Source organism: Paenibacillus sepulcri (genome assembly GCF_042647105.1).
In the GTDB taxonomy this organism is placed as follows: domain Bacteria; phylum Bacillota; class Bacilli; order Paenibacillales; family Paenibacillaceae; genus Paenibacillus_Z; species Paenibacillus_Z sepulcri.
Genome location: NZ_JBHRUP010000001.1, coordinates 3,469,619 through 3,488,839 on the forward strand (window position 1 = coordinate 3,469,619; position 19,221 = coordinate 3,488,839).

Below are 19,221 nucleotides of genomic sequence, written 5' to 3' on the forward strand. Positions count from 1 at the left end.
TATTCCAGCATAGTGACATAAATTCTGACCGAGGGGTGGACAAATTGACATTTGAGCAGATCACGACGTTTTTGGCTATCTATCATCTGGGGAGCTACAAGAAGGCAGCCGAGCATCTATATTTGCCCCAACCCACCGTCTCCAACCGGATTAAACAGCTTGAGCAGGATCTCAACAAGCTGCTCTTTGTCCGCAGCAAAACAGGGATCCAATTAACCGAGGAGGGATTCGCTTTTCTGCCTTTTGCGAGGCGGGCGGTGAACTCAATCGAGGAGGGCCGCCGCGCAATCGATCAGCTGAGGCTGGGGCTCACCGGCAAGCTGTCCATCGGCTGCAACAATTCTTTCGCGGGCACGCTGCTGCCCTGGATACTGACCGAATTCAAAGACCACTATCCGGAGGTTTCCGTATGTATTCTCGGTTATTCCTCACGGGAGCAAATACGCAAAATAACCGACAACGAATTTCGGCTCAGCATCAGCCGTTATGCCTTGAACGTTCCAGCCCTGACTTTCAAAAACATCTATCAGGAGGACGTCCGCCTGATTGTTTCGCGGGATCATCCGCTGGCCGCCTGCGGACTCATCACGATGGAGCAGGTCGCAGAGACTCCCCTTATCACCTATCATTCCGACACGCTCTATCGAAGAATGCTGGAGCTTACTCTCGGCAATCTGAACCTGCGCCATGAGATCAAATACGAAAGCAACAGCCTGTCCCTCATCAAGCATTGGATCATGGAAGGAAGCGGGGCATTCCTGTCCGGAGCGCTTATATTCCGCGACGAATTGATCCGCCGCGAAATGGCGGCTATTCCCATCAAATCCAACCCCTTCCCGCCCGAGAATGTGTTTCTTATGTATAAAAAGGGGAGCCTGAACAGCCTGGACCAGCTGTTTGTCCAACACACAACAAGACTCATGCAGCGTGAAGCCGCAGCGGGAGCGTTAGCCTATCTCGAGGGGGCGCAGCCCGGCAATCCAGCCAGGCGGATATCGACCGATTAGTCAACCATAGGAGTGGGGCCGGTTATCGAAAAAAACAAAAAAAGCGCGGTTCCCGAAATTCGGAAAACCGCGCCGTTATTGGCATTGTTCATCACCCGCAGGCAACGAAGCTTGCTCGATTCAAACCTTGTCTTTATCCATTCAGTTATTCATTGATAAATTGCAAATATACCAGCATCCGCTGCAGCATGACGGCGCTTTGCGCGCGGGAAGCATCCGCTTCCGGCGCGAACGCTGCGCCGGCCATCCCTTGAATGATGCCCGTCGCAGCCAGCTGGGCCGCCGCATCGGCAGCCCAGCTCGCGATGTCTGCACCGTCGGCGAACGGCTGCAGCGCAGCAGCATCCGGCTGCGGCGATTTTCCGGCAAAAGCCAGCGCTCTGGCGATCATTGCCGCCATTTGCTCGCGCGTGATGCTTTCGTTCGGCCGGAAGCTCCCATCCCCGTAGCCGTCGATCAGGCCCGCTTGCCGCGCCGCCCCGACAGCGCCGGAATACCAGCTGGCCGAATACACATCCGAGAACGGCCGATCCTCGCTCTGTTCCTTCAATTCCAGCGCCTGCACGAGCAATTCCACAAATTCGGCGCGGTTAATATTATCGTCCGGCGCAAATTGGCCATCCGGCCGTCCTTCGACGATCCGTTTGTTCGCCAGCAGTTCAACCTCTTGCTTTGCCCAATGTCCCGACATGTCCGCGAAGGACTCGTCCGACTGTATGACTGTATAAAGGCCGTTCTGCAGTGATTTAATCGTAACCGTCGGTATTTCGCCCTTCGCGGCGCCCGCAAAAACGGATGGCGCAAAGTGCAGTCCGCCCTTTGCATCGATCCAGACCGCCGTCGTCTTGTCCGGGTCGGCCGTCGCGGGCAAGGCGATTGAACGCTCTGCGTAGCGGCCGTTATCGATCCACCGACCATCCGCATCCAATGCGAAAGCAATCGGATGCTCAAGCAGGGGGATCGCCCCCTGCCTGCTCAACGCTTCTTTCAGAGCTGCGCTTGCCGCGTCCGATGCTTGAGTGATCGTCACCGAAACGTTCGCCGTTTCCGGCAAGTTTCCGATCGCGCCAAGCTGCAGAAGCAAGCTGCGGCCATCCACGCTCACCCGGATGGCCGCGTCAGACCGAGCCTGCAGCGCATCCAGCAGAGCTGCCGCCGGCATGCTTACTTTGACCGCCGGACCAAGCCCCTCGATCTCCAGCAGCGCCTCCCGGCGATCGGACGCAAACGCCAAAATGACTTGCTCTGCTGTCAGCAGAAGCCGTTCCACAGTCTGCCCGTCGGCAGTCGTTTCCGTCTTCAGACGTGCCGCGGTACGGATTCCGTTGATCATGATGTCCGCCGTGCCTGAAGCGTTGTCCTGTCCATCGTCGAAATAAACGGGGCCGGTCGGATAATCCGGACCGCTGCCGGGATTGCCCGGGCTACCGGGGTCATCAGACCCGCCGGGATCATCCGTCCCTCCCGAATCGTCGGCGCTTACCACAGTTACGGTCCGGGCTGCCGTCGCCTGTTGGCCGATTGCATTTTGCACGTTATATTGCAGCGTATAGAGGCCCGGCCGATTGACGTCGACCGTTCCGGTCACCGTAATTGCCCCGGTCAGATCGCCAAAATAGGCGTCAGACGCCCTGGCGCCGGGGTCGGCGAACTTCTCGCCCGCCGTCAGCGTAATCGCCGAAAGGCCAAGCAGCGCAACAACTGGCGGTGCGATTACGTACACCTCTCTTGTTACGGTCGGCGCCGCATTGCCCGTACTGTCCATTACGTTGTAATCCAGATAATAAAAGCTTACCTCTTCCGTGTAAACCGCACCCGTTACCGTAATAGCCCCGGTCAGGTCGCCCTCCTGCTTATCCTGCGCCTTCGCGCCGGGGTCGGCAAACGCACTTCCCACCGCGACGGTCAGCGGATTCGGCCCGTTCAGGCGAATGACCGGCGCATCACTGTCATAGACGTATACGCTTCGCGTCACCGTGACTGTATTTCCCGCCCGGTCGTTAGCGGCATATTGAAGCTCGTAATCGCCCAACGCCGCGGTATCCACGTCGCCGGTAATGACGATTGAGGAGGTCGGCAATTCACCGTCAAGGTTGTCCGTCGCCATCGCTCCGGGTTCCTCATACGTTTCTCCCTGCGGTACATAGAAAGGATTATCGCCGCGCAATTCGATCACCGGCACCGTATTATCGAGAACAAAAGGTTCCGATACCCGGCCGCCGACATTGCCCGCTTCATCGATGGAGTGAATGTGCAAATACCATTCGCCTTCCCCGCCGGTTTGCCTGAGAATGCCGCCGGTTGCGAAAGAAGTCCAGTCTTCGGCGTTTTCGTCAGGCGCAGCCGCGCTTTGCGTCCACATATATTTCAGAGACGTCAAATGGGAGCTTGCCGCGTCCGTCACCGACACTGTTGTTTCCGCGGTTGTTGCCGGATCGGGGTTACCGTTCGGGCTAAACGCGACTGTCGCTGCCGTCCTATCGTAGGTCAGACTCAATACTGCCCCGGCCGTATTCTCATTGCCTGCAATATCCTCGGCCACACCGCCGTACACGACTACCGTAACCGGCCCATCCGCAATCGGGGTCACTTCGAACATGTACAAATCTTCGCTCCCGTCGATGGTTCCGGCGGTGCCGTTCGTCACCGTCACGTCGCCGTCCGCAAAGCCGCTTACCGCTTCGCTGAATTTCGCGGTCACTGTAAACGGCTGGTTGGTAATGCTCGCCGCCGTCGTAGTGAGCGTCACTGCCGGCGCCGTATGATCGTACGTGCGCGTCAAGTCTGCCGCGGCCGTATTCCCGTTGCCCGCGGCATCCAGTGCCGCGCCGCCCGCCACTTTCACCGTAACCGGCCCATCCGCAATCGGCGATACCTGGAACGTGTACGTGTCCCCGCTTCCTTCAATCGTTCCCGCGGTACCGTTCGGCACCGTCACGTCGCCATCCGCAAAGCCGCTTACCGCTTCGCTGAATTTTGCAGTCACTGTAAACGGCTGGTTGATGATGCTCACCGCCGGCGTTGTCAGCGTCACCGTCGGCACCGTATGATCGTACGCGCGCACCAGGTCTGCCGCGGCCGTATTCCCGTTGCCTGCGGCATCCAGTGCCACCCCGCCCGCCAGCTTCACCGTTACCGGTCCGTCCGCGATTGGCGAGACAAAGAACGTATACGTGTCCCCGCTTCCTTCAATCGTTCCCACGGTACCGTTCGTCACCGTCACGTCGCCATCCCCGAAGCCGCTTACCGCTTCGCTGAATTTTGCGGTCACTGTAAACGGCTGGTTGGTAATGCTCGCCGCCGTCGTAGTGAGCGTCACTGCCGGCGCCGTATGATCGTACGTGCGCGTCAAGTCTGCCGCGGCCGTATTCCCGTTGCCCGCGGCATCCAGTGCTGCGCCGCCCGCCACTTTCACCGTAACCGGCCCATCCGCGGTGGGCGACACCAGAAACGTATACGTATCCGCGCTTTCTTCAATCGTTCCGGCGGTGCCGTTCGTCACTGTCACGTCGCCATCCCCGAAGCCGCTTACCGCTTCGCTGAATTTCGCAGTCACTGTAAACGGCTCGTTGGTAATGCTCGCCACCGGCGTTGTCAGCGTCACCTTCGGCGCCGTATGATCGTACGTGCGCGTCAAGTCTGCCGCGGCCGTATTCCCGTTGCCTGCGGCATCCAGTGCCGCGCCGCCCGCCAGCTTCACCGTTACCGGTCCATCCGCGATTGGCGAGACGAGGAACGTGTACGTATCTCCGCTTCCTTCAATCGTTCCTGCGGTACCGTTCGTCACTGTCACATCGCCATCCTCGAAGCCGCTTACCGCTTCGCTGAATTTTGCAGTCACTGTAAACGGCTCGTTGGTAATGCTCGCCACCGGCGTTGTCAGCGTCACCGTCGGCGCCGTATGATCGTACGTGCGCACCAGGTCTGCCGCGGCCGTATTCCCGTTGCCCGCGGCATCCAGTACCACGCCGCCCGCCACTTTCACCGTAACCGGTCCATCCGCGGTCGGCGACACCAGAAACGTATACGTATCCGTGCTTCCTTCAATCGTTCCCGCGGTACCGTTCGTCACTGTCACGTCGCCATCCTCGAAGCCGTTTACCGATTCGCTGAATTTCGCGGTCGCCGTAAACGGCTCGTTGATAATGCTCGCCGCCGGCGTTGTCAACATTACCGTCGGCGCCGTATGATCGTACGTGCGCACCAGGTCTGCCGCGGCCGTATTCCCGTTGCCTGCGGCATCCAGTGCCACGCCGCCCGCCAGCTTCACCGTTACCGGTCCATCCGCGATCGGCGATACCTGGAACGTATACGTATCCGCGCTTCCTTCAATCGTTCCGGCGGTGCCGTTCGTCACCGTCACGTCGCCATCCCCGAAGCCGTTTACCGATTCGCTGAATTTCGCGGTCACCGTAAACGGCTCGTTGATAATGCTCGCCGCCGGCGTTGTCAACATTACCGTCGGCGCCGTATGATCGTACGTGCGCACCAGGTCTGCCGCGGCCGTATTCCCGTTGCCTGCGGCATCCAGTACCGCGCCGCCCGCCAGCTTCACCGTTACCGGTCCGTCCGCGATCTCCGATACCTGGAACGTGTACGTGTCCCTGCTTCCTTCAATCGTTCCCGCGGTGCCGTTCATCACCGTCACGTCACCATCCTCGAAGCCGCTTACCGCTTCGCTGAATTTCGCCGTCACCGTAAACGGCTGATTGGTGCCGGTCCCCGCCGGCGCAGTGAGCGTCACTGTCGGCGAAGTATGGTCGTACGTGACCTTCAATATCGAAGAGGCCACAATCCGGTTGCCTGCGGCATCTTCACCGCTGTCTCCCTGTATGCTCACCTGCACCAGTCCATCCACGCGCGGCGTAACCTTGAACGTTACGGTGCCGCTGCCTGTAAAGGCTCCTGCGGTGCTGTTAGATGTCAATACAGTATATCCGTTCACCGCTTCGCTGAACTTTGCCGTCACTATAAACGGCTGATTGGTAATGCTTCCCACAGACGATGTGAGCGTCACCGTCGGCGGCGTATGATCGTACGTTCGCACCAGGTCTGCCGATGACGTATTGACGTTGCCCGCGGCGTCTATGGCCACGCCGCCCGCCAATTTCACCGTAACCGGTCCATCCGCGGCGGGCGAGATCAGGAATGTGTAGGTGTCCCCGCTTCCTTCAACCGTTCCCGCGGTTCCATTGGTTACCGCCACGTCGCCGTCCGCGAAGCCGCTTACCGCTTCGCTGAACTTGGCCGTCACCGTAAACGGCTGATTGGTGCTGTTACTCGCCGGTGTAGTGAGCGTCACCGCCGGCGCCGTATGATCGTACGTTCGCACCAGGTCTGTCGCGGCCGCATTACCGTTGCCTACCGCGTCCAAAGCCACGCCGGCCGCCAATTTCACCGTTACCGGTCCATCTGCGGTCGGCGACACCAAAAACGTGTAGGTGTCCCCACTTCCTTCAATCGTTCCCACGGCGCCATTCGTTACTGTCACGTCGCCATCCTCGAAGCCGCTTACCGCTTCGCTGAACTTCGCGGTCACCGTGAAAGGCTGATTGGTGCTGCTTCCCGCCGGCGTAGTAAGCTCCACCATCGGCGGAATCAAATCTTCAATCGAATGCGCATAAAGCGTCATGCTGCCGCTGATTACGCTTGTTTCCGTAAACTGCTCTCCGCCGGCAGGCTGCGTATACCATCCGTCCAGAATATAACCTGTAAGCGACAAAACCGGCAAGGTTTTGCCCGCCGCTGCCAATGACGCCGTGTAAATGTGCACGGGGGCCGGATTCGTTTGAGGCACGCCGTTCCAGTCGAAATTTACGGTAAAGTTATTTCCGGCAATATGGTCGGCTCCGTCAATCGCCCCGTTGATCGTTCCGGTGTTCATAACCGTAACATCCGATGGAATCGATATCTGACTTCCGCTCGCAACCAGAATCGTTCCGGAGTTGACTAAGGAACCGAAAGGAGTGCCGCCGATGGCCGAACCTTGTCCGCTGCCGGATACGGTCACAGTTCCTCCCGTGATCGTCACATTGGCTCCCGGAGACTGGTAAGCGCCGCCGATACCCGAACCGCCAAATTTACTGGTTGCCGATACATTCCCGCCGTTGATCGTTATCGTTCCGCCGGTGCCGCCGCCAATGCCACCCCCGATACCGGCTCCGCCGTTGGTGGAGAGAGCCGTCACATTCCCGCCGTTGATTATTGTCGTTCCGCCGGAACCGCCGTCCGATCCCCCGCCGATACCCGCTGCGCCGTTGCCGCTGGTGGCCGTTACATTCCCGCTGTCGATGACGATCGTCCCGGCGCCAGCTTGATAATCGCCCCCGATGCCGGAGCCGTAAGCGGCGGATGCGTCGGCCACCAACATTCCGTTGCCGCCGGAGTCTCGAATCGTCAGAGACGCTCCGACAGGAACTTGAACTGCGGCCAATCTCCCGCCGTACACCGCATGCACGGTCAGCGTGTATCCGGCCAGGTCGAGTATGAGGCTTTTCCCCGACGGGACGGAGAGCGAACCGGACGATTGTTGGATGTTGCCGCCCAACGTGATGACGCTACCGTTGCCTTCGTTGGCGAACGCATTCGTCAATGTTTCCCATGTCAACACCGTCGCGTCTGCATGTGCCGGTCGGCCGCCGACTACAGACAAGAGTCCGAACAAGAGCATCAGGCAGATTGCTCCGTGTATCCCTCTCCTCCACAATAATCGCGCCGCCCGCCGCCGAAATCTATATTTCATACCTCACTTCCCATCGTCGCGTCTTCCGCATACCGCGACCGGACGCCGGTCAGTCCAAGCAAAAGCGTGTTGCCCAAAGCATATTGTCCGGTTCTCGCGGCTGAACGCCGCACCCTTTCATCCATTCCACTCTTCCTTTCCAAATCACAGCCGCTAGCATGACTCATCTTCCTGAACTTCAATCAAGCGCTAAATATTTTTCATGCCAGTATGCTCCTTTCTATAGATAGTGGGTTATTATAGGTCTTCCTCCTACATTTTATCGGAATAAAGACTCCTATAGTGAAGAAAATCAGACCAATAAGCGCAGGTATTTGCATGATAATCTTTTGTTCTCATTTGTTGATCGCCCTGCCACGGCGACAGGAGTAAGTTAAGACCTGTGGCGGATGCCCTCGGGAATCGGAACAAGTTCTTGTCATCGGAAATGGACAAGAACTTGTCAAAGCTTGATGTCCGGGACGAGGATGAGTTGGGTGCATTCCTTCTTGCTGCCGAGCGGGAACGATATTATATTGTCTACGAACTGGCAGCATCTACTGGAATGCGAACGAGCGAAATTCTGGGACTGCGTTGGGTAGATGTTGATTTACACTCCGACATCACCGTTACACTGGATATCTGCTCTCATGTTCTCCCCAATCTTCAAGAAGCCGTGTTAAAGGGACTGGGCGACTCCATTGTCAGGGGCAGAAATGAGAACGAAATTCCGCTTTGGCAAACTAAAGGGTAGATGAATGGTAGATGAAACAAAAAAAGCGCGGTTCCCGAAATTCAGGAAAACCGCGCCGTTACTGGCATTGTATGGTGCTGATGAAGGGAATTGAACCCCCGGCCTACGCATTACGAGTGCGTTGCTCTACCCCTGAGCTACATCAGCATATTGCGCGTCTTAAGCGACGCGACTTTTATAATATATCGCAAAAACAAATCATTAGTCAAGCCTTTTGGGGACCGCGCAGCGGGGGTAAATATGACCTTTTTTTACAGCTCTGGCGAACGCTCTACAATGGGTAATATCCATCAATGCTGCGGCTGTTAATCGGTCTGGACAGGCGGGCGCACGGGAATATGCAGAGTGAATGAGCTGCCTTTGCCCTTCTCGCTTTTCAAGGTCAGCGTACCGCCCAGCAGGCGGGCCAACTGCAGGCTGATGGAGAGTCCGAGCCCCGTGCCGCCGTATTTGCGGTTGATGGCGCCGTCCTCCTGCTGGAAGGCTTCGAAGATGACCTTCTGCTTCTCAGGCTCGATGCCGATTCCGGTATCATGCACCGTGAAGGCCACCCGCTGAGGCGCAATCGGCCGTGCTGCAGGGCGCACCCAGGTGGCGGGATTCCAGTTGAGGATGCGCCGCCTTCCCTGCGGTCCCGGCTCGATAGAAGGGGCACCGCCCTCCAGACGCACCGCCAAGCGGACCGTACCCTCTTCAGTGAACTTGAACGCATTGACCAGCAGGTTCCGCAGAATCTGGTTCACCCGCAGAGCATCGGTTTGCAGGCTGGCCGGCACATTTGGCGCGATGTCCAGCTCGAAGGATACTTTGTTCTGATCCGCGATCGGCATAAACTGCTGGTGCAGCATCTGCACCAGATCATGCGAGGACACAGGCTCAAAGACAATATCCATCTTGCCGGCCTCGACTTTGGACAAATCCAGAATATCGTTAATGAGCTGAAGCAAATCATTGCCGGCTCCATGAATCAGATCGGCGTACCGCACCTCGTCCCCTTCATAGCGCTCATCATCATTATCCCGTATAAACTGGGAGAGCAGAATGATGCTGTTAAGCGGCGTTTTCAATTCGTGGGACATATTGGCGAGAAATTCCGACTTGTATTTGGAGGCCAGCAGCAGCTCGCGCGCCTTCTCCTCCACCTCGCGCTTGGCCTGGCGCAGCTCGCGCGTCTGCCGTCTTAAGAGCATATTCATCGTGCGCAGCTCGTCGACACGGATTTGTTCCTTCTGAAAATCGCGGATAATAAAGACCAGCAGGCCGCTGAAAACCATTCGGATCGGCAGGGCATAACCGCCAATCTCACGCCAGTACTCGTAAGCATCCATCGTATCGGAAACGCACATGATGACGGTTGAATTAATGGAATACAAGAGATTCACGACAACGACAACCAGAGCGCTTTTCCAAATAAAACGCCAACGCAGCTTTCTCAGCCAAATATTCAGAGCCGTACCGACAAGCCCGATAACGCCCATACTCAGAGCAGCCATCCAGCTGTGGGGATCGTAATCGATGAAGAGGCGTCCCGCGCCGATACCGACCCCGATGAAAGCAATCCAATATGGATTCGGCATCACCAGAATAGCGATAATCAACGGTACAAAACGCATATCAACCAGCGCCGTACCCGCCATTTTGCTGCCGAACACCATCGTCAGCCATCCGGCTATAATAAACACGGCAACCGTCAGCGCATATTTCACCCTCACGGAGGCGTGCTGGAAAATATATTTATACCCCAGATTAAACAGATAGGCCAGGGCAATCAACAGACTCAGATTAGCAAAAAAAACTTTGGCAAACATCATGCGCGATTCCTCCTGCCATAGTCGGGTACGACGGCGGCTTCCTTCCGCTATTTGCATGCGCGCACACAGCGTTCTTTTCAGATGATCGTCCCGCATACCTATTAGAAAGAATACCATATACGGGATATGCTTGTGTGGGGTGCTCATCATTTTCAAGGATCCCGCTGTATCATGCCCGAGCCCGGCCTATACGAACACACTTCCATAATGCCGTGCAAGAATATGCACCAATATGTTCAAAGTTCCGCCCCGATGCTTCAGGTCTGAACAACTAATTCGCCGCCTTAAATGTAAATGACATAGGGTCAATTACCCTTCTTTATATCCGGTGACTCATGACGCCTGAGCCTTCGGCGGCGACCCCTGTGCGCTGTCGTTTTTATGCCTCATGCGAATGTCCGCCCATCTCCGAACTGCCCATTATTCTACATGAAACTCCATAAACATCCAGTTTCTCGCAAAAAAAGCAGCGCTAATGTGATCTAAACCGACAGGAAAAGGGTAATATAAATTGTTAGACCGGCATTAGCAAAGCAAACATGTACCTCATGTCTCCTTTATAAGCGATTAAATATTTTGGGGTATACTAAGTTTAATTCAAGATCGGAGGTGGTTACCGCAATGACTAAAATCATTACCTTTAAAAAACATTCCGTTCCCGTTCATTACCCTTCCGAGCAGATCAGCTACATTGAGCTCCTTCACAATAAATTGCTTGAGATGGAATACAACTTTGACTTTCGCAAAAAATGGAAACGTATATCGTCCGTGGAGATGATTCGCGACGTGGCGATTTTACAATATAATGACGGCACAAAGCTATACATGGAAGTTTGTTGAACTTATCTGAAAAAAAAGGACAGTAGCACGTTCCCGACCAGGCGGATAACATGCAGCTGTCCTTTGTTGTATCTGCAAAACAAAAACTTACTGCAGGGCGCTGCCGGTCTTGACCTGACGCTTCTCCGTGCGCCCGGCCCGCATCAGCGATAGCACGCAGGCGATGACCATCAATGCGGCCATAACCCAGAATACCGCATGCAGGCCGTGGATGAATCCCGCAAGCGACTGATCCGGGTTGGCGAGACCCACCTGGGTACCCGAGAAAATCGCCAGCATGGCTTCGCGGGGAATACTCTGGGTCACAAGCGGAATCGTAAAGGCGACGCTCAGCATCATCCCCAGATTGGCGGTCATGGAGCGGATTCCGGAAGCTTCTCCGCGAAATTTGGGGCCAGCGGCATTCATAATACTGCTGGAATTCGGCGAATTGAAGAGTCCTGAGCCGATGCTCATCAGCGTCATCCAGAAGGCAAGCTGCCAATAAGGCGTATGAAGGCCCGTATCCATCGCCAGCCCGACCAGGCCGACAAAGCTGAAAATAATGCCGACCGTTGCCGGCGTCGTTTCGCCGAAACGGTCTCCGAGCCAGCCGCCGACAGGCGATACCACGAGCATGCCTGCAGCAAGCGGAATCGTCAGAATTCCGGCCATCAGCGCGTCATAGGACAGCGCGCCCTGAAAATAAAAGATCAGCATAAACATAACGCCCATGCGTGCAAGTCCATTCAGTGTAGCGGTGACGATGCCAAGTGAGAACACGACGTTTTTGAACAAAGGCAGATGCAGCAGCGCAGAAGCCTGACGTCTCTCCGTTCGGATAAACAGCGGAAATCCGATAATGAAGGCAAGAAAAGAGATATAGACAACCGGGGAGTTCCAGGTCTGGATAGGGCCCCAGGTTAGTCCAAGCAGCAGGCCGGTCATGAAAATCATGTACAGCACCGACCCGGCAAAATCGAATTTCTTCGCGGCAGCCGTGCTCTTCACATCCTTCATTCCCATAGCCCACATGCCCCAGGCAATAGCGATTATGCCAAAAGGCACATTGAACCAGAAGGTCCATTCCCACCCGTACTCGGTTGTAAGCCACCCGCCAAGCACAGGGCCGATGATCTGCCCGACGGCGACCACCATGATATTCACGCCCAGCGCACGTCCGAGCTCCTCCCGGGGGAAGGCATCGGCGACGAGAGCGGTACTGTTCGCCATAACCATGGCTCCGCCAATCCCCTGCAGAATGCGAAATACGATCAGCATGGGCGCATTGGACGAGAACCCGGCAGCGAGCGAGAAGATCGTAAAGATGATCATTCCCCACATATACATGCGCTTGCGTCCAAAGCGGTCAGCCAGACTGCCTGCCATGAGCACAGCAACGGTCTGGGCAACCATATAGGCGAGCATAACCCACATGGCCTGAAGAACGGATGCGTGCATGCCCTTGATTAAATCCGGCAGAGCAATAATTAATGTGCTGAAATTAAGCGCCGAGAGCAGCGCGCCCAGACTGGTTACCGATAGTATCCACCATTTCCGGTCATTCATATGCTTATCATTCCTTTGCAAAGTCATTCGTCTTCGCGGGCTGCTTGGCTTCTACCCGCTGAAGCCGTTCCTGAAATCGTTGCTTCATCTCCAGCATTCCCTTCACCTTCTCATCGATCAGGGATATTTGCCGGTTCAGCAGAACAGCAGCCTGATCCAGAAGGCTTGAGCGGCTGGAGTCCGATATTTCCTGGCGGTAGGTTTCCCGCAGAGCCGTCAGCTGCTGTTCGGCGTCGAGAATCGTCCGGATTTCCTGCAGCGAGCAGCCGAGGACATTTTTCAACCGCAAAATATGCTCCATCTCCTCCGCTACTTCCTCGGAATAGAGACGGTGGCCTCCGCCAGTCCGCTCGACCTCCCCGATGAGGCCGATTTCTTCATAATAATGAAGGGTTCTCGCTGTTACGCCCAGACGTTCCGTAACCTCTTCAATGCTGTATTTCTTATTCTGCATTTCAACTCTCCTCATTATATACCTAACGTTTACGTAAAGGTATGGTTATTTTTTACCCTATAAACAAAAAAGGCCCTTATCCGCCGGTTTGCGAAATAGGCCACAATTACAATTTGAAATTTACCCGTCAGACTCCGTCATATATTTATACCCGACACCCCATACTGTACGAATATATTTGGGCTCTTTGGCATTCTGCTCCACCTTGCGGCGGAGATTGACGATATGTACATCAATGGCCCTGTCGGTTACGAAGGAATCGAATCCGCGAATCGCATTGATCAAATCCTCCCGGCTGAACACTTTTCCCGGATGCGAGAGAAATAATTTCATCAGCTCAAATTCGGAGAATGTCGTTTCGACCATTACTCCACGGACAAGCAGAAGCCGGCGGTCCGCATCGAGCAGGATCTGCTCTTCCGGCAGTCTTGCTTCCGGGACCTCCGGAGAGGCAGCTCTCGCGGGAACGGCCTGCACCATTCGCGTCCTGCGGATCAAAGCTTCCACCCGCGCAGTCAATTCGTGCATGCTGAACGGCTTGCACAAATAATCGTCAGCGCCCGCGCGCAGAGCCTGTACCCGTTCGGAAACCTCGGATTTCATCGACACAATCATTATGGGGACACCCGAAGCTTGTCGAATCGTAGAACACAGCTTCATGCCGTCCCAATCGGGCAGCATCAGATCGAGCAGAACCACATCGGGTGGATACAACTCCAGCAGTTTGAGCCCGCAGTCGCCAGTGGCCGATTGCTTAACGGAATAGCCCTCTTCCGACAAATACATCGCTAACATATCGCTCATCATGACATCATCTTCGATTACGAGTACCTTATTCAATGATTTCACCTCGGAATGGAAAAGAAATTGAAGATGGCTTCTTTCGTCAACGTTATATCCAATATACAATAAGGTTCGACCCGTCAACAATAGATTGTTAGAAAAATGTTAGGGGAATTTGTCGAAATTGTTATTTCTTGCGGTTGAGCGCCGATATCATCGGAGTCAAAACAATTTGGACACATGCGGCAGCCGAAGCGATCGCCAGCGGTTCGCGGGACTCCACAGGGGCCTTCAGCAGCGTTTCCAGCTGATCGGCCATGGCCGCAAGCTCCGCCGCGGACAAATTGCCGGCCACTCCCTTCAAGGTATGGGTCATCCTTCGCGCCAGACCATAATCCCCGCTTTGCAGCGCTTCGCGCAGCCGCACCTCGAATTCGGCATAATCACGGGCAAACAGCTTGAGCATATGGCCCAGAATATCCCTTTTGCCATTCACCCGCATGATGGCGGCGCCCAGATCCATTCCTGGAACCTCGTAAGGAAGCTCCTCTTCATGGCCCAAAATCGGTTCATATGCTTCACGCTGGCTCTCTCTGCTTGCGGAGGCAGCGCCGAGCCGGTTCTCTCTGCCTGCAAGCAGCCATTTCTCAATCATCTGCAGCATGCTTTCAGGCTGAATCGGCTTGGTCAGCACATCATTCATACCGAGCTGCATGTATCTCTCGTGATCCTCCCGGATTACATTCGCCGTGAGCGCAATAATCGGCATCCGGTCGTATTTGGAGTCCGAGCGGATAATGCGCGCCGCTTCATCCCCGTCCATCTCCGGCATATGAATATCCATCAGCACCAGATCCCATCGCTGCTCCTCCAGCTTGCTTAGTACCTGCAGGCCATTCTCGGCGACCTCCACGATAAAGCCCCACTCGCGCAGCTGCTCCAGCGCCACGAGCTGATTGATTTTATTATCCTCGGCAAGAAGGACCGTTCCGCTGGGCGGCTTTGTGATTTCCACGGCGGAAGCTGTCTGGGCCGCGACGGATACATCGGATGACCGCTGGCATACCGCGAGCAGCGACTGGTACAGGCTGATCCGGTCTGCCGGCTTCACGATGATAGCATCGGGCCGGTCTGCCTCCGGCAGCTTGAGCAGCTCCTCCCGGCCATAAGCCGTTGTCAGCGCAACCGTGGGAACCCCTCTTTGCGTTGCGGTTCTATGGAGGGTGCGCCAGGTATCCTCGCCGAACATATCCGGCATTTCAAAATCCAGCAGGAGCACGCTGGGAAGAATGCCGATGCCGGCCCGCAGCAGACGCTCGTACACCGATCTCCAGGATCCGTGCGCAATCGCCGAGAATCCCATTACTTCCAGCTCGGCGCATAGATGATCGCTCATGAGCGAATAGTCCTCGACCACCCAAGCCGACAGCTCACCGGTGCGGCTTATTTTATACCGTTCCTCATGCGCCCCGGCCGTAACGGGCAGCTTCAGGGTAAAGGAGAAGCAGCTGCCCTCTTCCTCGCTGCTGTCGACCTCAATCAAGCCGCCCATCATGCCTACCAGGCTTTTGACGATGACAAGTCCAAGGCCGGTTCCCCCGTACTTCCGGCTCGCCGCGCCATCCACCTGCATAAAAGGCTCGAACAGCTTGTCCAGCTGTTCCCGGGACATGCCGATTCCTGTATCCTCGACGAGAAAACGGATCTCCGCCCGGCCTTCCTCCGTTATCCTCACCAGCTCCAGCTGCAGCCGGACATGCCCCCGGTCCGTGAATTTGATCGCATTGATGCATAAGTTAAGCAGAACCTGCTCCAGCCTCAGGGAATCCCCCGCCAGCATCGTGGGCATATCCTGATCCATCTCGATAATGAACTCGAACTGCTCCTTGCCGCCAACGAAGACGGCAAGCAGATCCGCGAACCGGTGGATCATTTCCCATGGATCAAAAGGCACCTCCGTCAGCTTGATTTTGCCCGCCTCCACTTTGGCAAAGTCAAGGATATCATTAATAATGCGGAGCAGCGCTTCGGATGAGGCGCGGGTCTTGTCCAGATAATCCTGCTGAAGACTGGTCAGCTCCGTCTTCTGCAGCAGGCCCGTCAGCCCGATAATCCCGGCAATCGGAGTCCTGATCTCATGGCTCATGCGGGCCAGGAAGTTGCCCTTGGCGGTATTGGCCTCCTCGGCCTCGCGTTTCGCCTGCAGAAGATCGGATTGCGCTCTTTTCTGCTCGGAGATATCGCGCGCAATGCAGGAATAGAACGTATCGCCCGTCCGGCTGTCCCGGTGCGCCACCACAATCTTGGAGACGGGAACACTCTCTCCTTTCATCGTTGTCAGAAGCGCCTCGCTCTCATGAAAGCCCAGCTCCTTGGCAATCGCAAGACCGTGCAGCAGCTCCTTGACCGTACGCTGCGGAACAAGCTCCTTGGGCGATGTGCCGGCATAGAGATCCACGCCCAGCAGCAGCCGGCCCGCATTGTTCATATACAAGAGACGCCCCAATTCATCGAAGGTGGCGATCAGATCCTTCGCAGCCCCCATGACTTCAAGCTGCTGGCTGCGGGCCTTCTCCGCCTGCTTCTGAATCGTAATATCACGGGCGACGCCCGCCTCCCCGATGAATCTGCCATCCTGATCGCGGATGCCGTTGGAGCTATAGGCTACCGGGAAGCGGCCGCCGTCCTTGCGGACATATATCCACTCCCGGTCATAGGTGAATTGTTCCCGCCTCAGCTCGCGAAGCACGGACAGATCGGGGGGAACGCTGCGGAGCAGCCTGCGGCTCAGCCTTCTCGCTTCCGCCTGCAGGTCATCCGGGTCAATAAAAGTGATGGCGGTTGCCTTATTGACCACTTCCTCTGCCTTATAGCCAAGCATCAGCTCGGCGGCCTTGCTGAAGTAAGTGACCCGGTACTGATCGTCAAGCACGATAAAAGCGAACTGATTCTGATTGATAATGGCCTCCAACCGGCCGAACATGTCACGCAGATGCAGCCGCATGTCGTTGACGGAATGGGAAAGCTGCGAAATTTCGTCCCCGCCGTTTTCGGCGACCGCCTTGACGTCAAAATCTCCCCCCGCAGCAGCCTCCGTCGCTTTGAGAACTTTCTTGATCCGCATCACAATCCGGTTCATGAACAAGAAAAGCAGCACAATCATGACCACTTCCGCTATCGCGATCAACAGGACCGTCCGCAGCAGAATAGAGCCCAGCGGCTTCTCGATTTCATTCAACGGCACATGCATGGCAATCCGCCATGTCGTGCCCGGCACCTTCGCGAAAAAAACGAATGAATCTCCCCCCGGTTCCTGCAGCTGGATGTAGCCGCTCTCACGGCCGAGGAGGTCTTGGGTCTCCGATCTGAACAGAAAAGGCCTGGACATGACAGAGCCCTTATCTGCTGCTTCAAGATCCGGTGATTCCAGAATATCTCCGGAATCGGTATACAGGAAAATATTATCCGATTCGGCTATATGAAAATTAAGATGCTCCCGGTAAATCCGGTCAGTCAGGATAGCGGCGCAGACGACGCCGATTACCCGGTGCGCCTCGTCATTGACCGGAATCTGGAAGACCACAATCCGGTTTTGGGTCCAATCGCTGAGGAAGGGGTCTGTGACTATCGTCTCTCCGCTCATTGCTCTTTTGAACGAGGGATCTTCCCCAATATTGATCCGCTTCTGGCTGGAGAGCGTCAGATCCCCGTCCGGATCCGCAAATCCCATCGTAACAAATGCCGAATCGACCCGCCCCGTCTCCTTGCTGAAATAGTTCAGGCGTTCGGCATCCGTCCCGTAGCGGACAATATCGGTGCGGCTCATCAATTCAATTTCCGTGCTTCTGGCCTTTACCCACTCGGCCAAATTATCCGCATTGTTCTTCACCTTGGCGAACGCATTGTCCGTGATCGCCGTGAGCACCGTCTTCTTGGTCATTCTATAATTGTCGTAGCCGACAATAGACAGCGGAATGGATGTAATGAGCACGACAAGAACCAGAATTTTGGTACGCAGCGATATCGTTTTCACCCCGGGTATACCCCTTTCGCAGCAGCAGGCTTTATTGCATCTATTATACCGTTCATGCCAATAGCTTCATAGACGGACAAGATAGGGACCCGGACGTAAAAACAGGAGTAGAACCGGGGCAGCCCAAGAGGGAACATCCTATTCTTGAGCTATCAGAACGTATGAACTCTATCCTGTCTTTTCTGATATTTCCGAAGGAAGAAACCAGCTTTGCCGCCATAGGAGGATGGCAGCAAGTTTTTTCCTATATGGTTCGCGCGGCGGAGGATCTGTCCAATGGTAGATAAGACATCTGAGGAGGAGCCCCCGCTATGAACAAAAAAATCATCTTCTACGGTATTATCGGCTTTATACTGACAACCTTGATTATTTCTCCGTTCGTCTTTGCCCAGGTGCTGCCCGGCATAGCGACTGAAGCCTCCCTTATAGTCTCCGGGAAGGAAACCGCCCCGGTAGCGATTCAGCCCGCTATCGAAAGCATGCCTTATGATTGGGTGAATCAGGAGCCGCTGATCTCCCATGCGCTGGGAGGCATAGGCGGATATTCCGGGACAAACAGCATCGAGGGGCTGAAGCGGGCCTATAACAGCGGGCTTCGCGTGTTTGAAACGGATATTACCGCAACCTCCGATGGCCATCTGGTACTGAGGCATGACTGGGAAGCCGGCACCTACATGGTGCTTGGACAAGCCATTCCGGACGCGCGCCCCCTGGAGCCGATGACATTAGCCCGGTTCAAATCAACGAAAATTCAGCAGCAGTACACTCCCATGACCTTCAAGGAGCTATGTGTCTTCATGTCGGAGCATCCCGATATGCTGCTTGTCACCGATACGAAGGAAGCCGATTCAACCAAAGCGACCCAACTGTTCAAACAGATCGTCAGCGAGGCCAACGGGGTGGATGCGCAGGTGCTGCGCCAATTCATTCCGCAGCTGTACAAGCAGGATAATTATGACGCGGTCAACCGGGTATATCCATTCAGGCAGTACATCTATACTTTATATATGAACGGGGACTCCATGAAGGATGTGGTCAACTTTGCCAGCGGGAAAGGAATCGGTGTTGTCGTAATGGACGAAAACCGCTATACGCCAGAATTTGTTCAAGCGCTGCTGCAAAAAGGAATTTATACGTATATTAATACCATTAATGATGTCGGCCGGATTCACACCCTGTTCAGCACAGGGGTAAAAGGCGTTATGACCGACTTTGCCGTTCCTGGCGATCTATAGAATCGATCTATAGAAAAACCTCCGGTTCCATAAGC

General features: G+C 55.5%; 11 protein-coding genes and 1 tRNA gene. 4 read left to right on the forward strand and 8 right to left on the reverse strand.

Annotation, left to right across the window (positions count from 1 at the left end):
• The first annotated feature begins 44 nt into the window (after positions 1 to 44).
• Positions 45 to 1,007 (forward strand): LysR family transcriptional regulator, encoded by a 963-nt coding sequence (locus ACFOLF_RS15360; protein WP_210043190.1) that lies wholly within the window; start codon positions 45 to 47, stop codon positions 1,005 to 1,007.
• Positions 1,008 to 1,152: 145 nt separating this feature from the next.
• Here the strand turns inward: ACFOLF_RS15360 and ACFOLF_RS15365 are convergent, their stop codons facing one another.
• Entirely contained in the window at positions 1,153 to 7,749 is a 6,597-nt protein-coding gene (locus tag ACFOLF_RS15365; protein ID WP_210043192.1) for an Ig-like domain-containing protein, read from the reverse strand.
• Positions 7,746 to 7,874, reverse strand: coding sequence for a hypothetical protein (locus tag ACFOLF_RS15370; protein WP_379114165.1), 129 nt, complete (start codon positions 7,872 to 7,874; stop codon positions 7,746 to 7,748). Before ACFOLF_RS15370 ends, ACFOLF_RS15365 begins: the two co-directional genes overlap by 4 nt.
• 257 nt (positions 7,875 to 8,131) lie before the next feature.
• On the opposite strand from ACFOLF_RS15370, the gene ACFOLF_RS15375 reads away from it, so the two are divergent.
• Positions 8,132 to 8,482 (forward strand): tyrosine-type recombinase/integrase, encoded by a 351-nt coding sequence (locus ACFOLF_RS15375; protein ID WP_210043194.1) that lies wholly within the window; start codon positions 8,132 to 8,134, stop codon positions 8,480 to 8,482.
• 72 nt (positions 8,483 to 8,554) lie between these two features.
• Here the strand turns inward: ACFOLF_RS15375 and ACFOLF_RS15380 are convergent.
• Positions 8,555 to 8,629: transfer RNA gene (locus tag ACFOLF_RS15380), tRNA-Thr, on the reverse strand.
• Between the two features lie 158 nt (positions 8,630 to 8,787).
• Positions 8,788 to 10,293, reverse strand: coding sequence for a sensor histidine kinase (locus ACFOLF_RS15385; protein WP_210043203.1), 1,506 nt, complete (start codon positions 10,291 to 10,293; stop codon positions 8,788 to 8,790).
• 621 nt (positions 10,294 to 10,914) lie between these two features.
• Between ACFOLF_RS15385 and ACFOLF_RS15390 the strand changes: the two genes are divergently transcribed.
• On the forward strand, positions 10,915 to 11,133 hold the full coding sequence (locus ACFOLF_RS15390; protein WP_210043205.1) for a hypothetical protein: 219 nt from the start codon (positions 10,915 to 10,917) through the stop codon (positions 11,131 to 11,133).
• A gap of 87 nt (positions 11,134 to 11,220) precedes the next feature.
• Here the strand turns inward: ACFOLF_RS15390 and ACFOLF_RS15395 are convergent, their stop codons facing one another.
• The 4 genes from ACFOLF_RS15395 to ACFOLF_RS15410 form a co-directional block, all read right to left on the reverse strand.
• Complete coding sequence (locus ACFOLF_RS15395) at positions 11,221 to 12,681, reverse strand: MFS transporter (RefSeq protein WP_210043214.1); 1,461 nt, start codon at positions 12,679 to 12,681, stop codon at positions 11,221 to 11,223.
• A 7-nt stretch (positions 12,682 to 12,688) separates the two neighbouring features.
• Positions 12,689 to 13,135: a MerR family transcriptional regulator gene (locus ACFOLF_RS15400; protein WP_210043216.1), complete on the reverse strand. Its 447-nt coding sequence runs from the start codon at positions 13,133 to 13,135 to the stop codon at positions 12,689 to 12,691.
• A 120-nt stretch (positions 13,136 to 13,255) separates the two neighbouring features.
• The gene (locus tag ACFOLF_RS15405; protein WP_210043218.1) at positions 13,256 to 13,975 is read right to left on the reverse strand and encodes a response regulator transcription factor; all 720 of its coding nucleotides are present in this window, start codon (positions 13,973 to 13,975) and stop codon (positions 13,256 to 13,258) included.
• A 130-nt stretch (positions 13,976 to 14,105) separates the two neighbouring features.
• The gene (locus ACFOLF_RS15410; RefSeq protein ID WP_210043220.1) at positions 14,106 to 17,951 is read right to left on the reverse strand and encodes a response regulator; all 3,846 of its coding nucleotides are present in this window, start codon (positions 17,949 to 17,951) and stop codon (positions 14,106 to 14,108) included.
• Between the two features lie 311 nt (positions 17,952 to 18,262).
• Here ACFOLF_RS15410 and ACFOLF_RS15415 point away from each other — a divergent pair, with 311 nt between their 5' ends.
• The gene (locus ACFOLF_RS15415; protein ID WP_210043222.1) at positions 18,263 to 19,186 is read left to right on the forward strand and encodes a phosphatidylinositol-specific phospholipase C/glycerophosphodiester phosphodiesterase family protein; all 924 of its coding nucleotides are present in this window, start codon (positions 18,263 to 18,265) and stop codon (positions 19,184 to 19,186) included.
• The last annotated feature ends 35 nt before the right edge of the window (positions 19,187 to 19,221 follow it).

What these genes read in the sequence shown, in the direction of transcription:
- ACFOLF_RS15370 (WP_379114165.1), bottom strand. Translation starts at nt 7,874, where the DNA reads ATGGATGAAAGGGTGCGGCGTTCAGCCGCGAGAACCGGACAATATGCT.
- ACFOLF_RS15385 (WP_210043203.1), bottom strand. Translation starts at nt 10,293, where the DNA reads ATGATGTTTGCCAAAGTTTTTTTTGCTAATCTGAGTCTGTTGATTGCC.
- ACFOLF_RS15400 (WP_210043216.1), bottom strand. Translation starts at nt 13,135, where the DNA reads ATGCAGAATAAGAAATACAGCATTGAAGAGGTTACGGAACGTCTGGGC.
- ACFOLF_RS15395 (WP_210043214.1), bottom strand. Translation starts at nt 12,681, where the DNA reads ATGAATGACCGGAAATGGTGGATACTATCGGTAACCAGTCTGGGCGCG.
- ACFOLF_RS15415 (WP_210043222.1), top strand. Translation starts at nt 18,263, where the DNA reads ATGAACAAAAAAATCATCTTCTACGGTATTATCGGCTTTATACTGACA.
- ACFOLF_RS15390 (WP_210043205.1), top strand. Translation starts at nt 10,915, where the DNA reads ATGACTAAAATCATTACCTTTAAAAAACATTCCGTTCCCGTTCATTAC.
- ACFOLF_RS15365 (WP_210043192.1), bottom strand. Translation starts at nt 7,749, where the DNA reads ATGAAATATAGATTTCGGCGGCGGGCGGCGCGATTATTGTGGAGGAGA.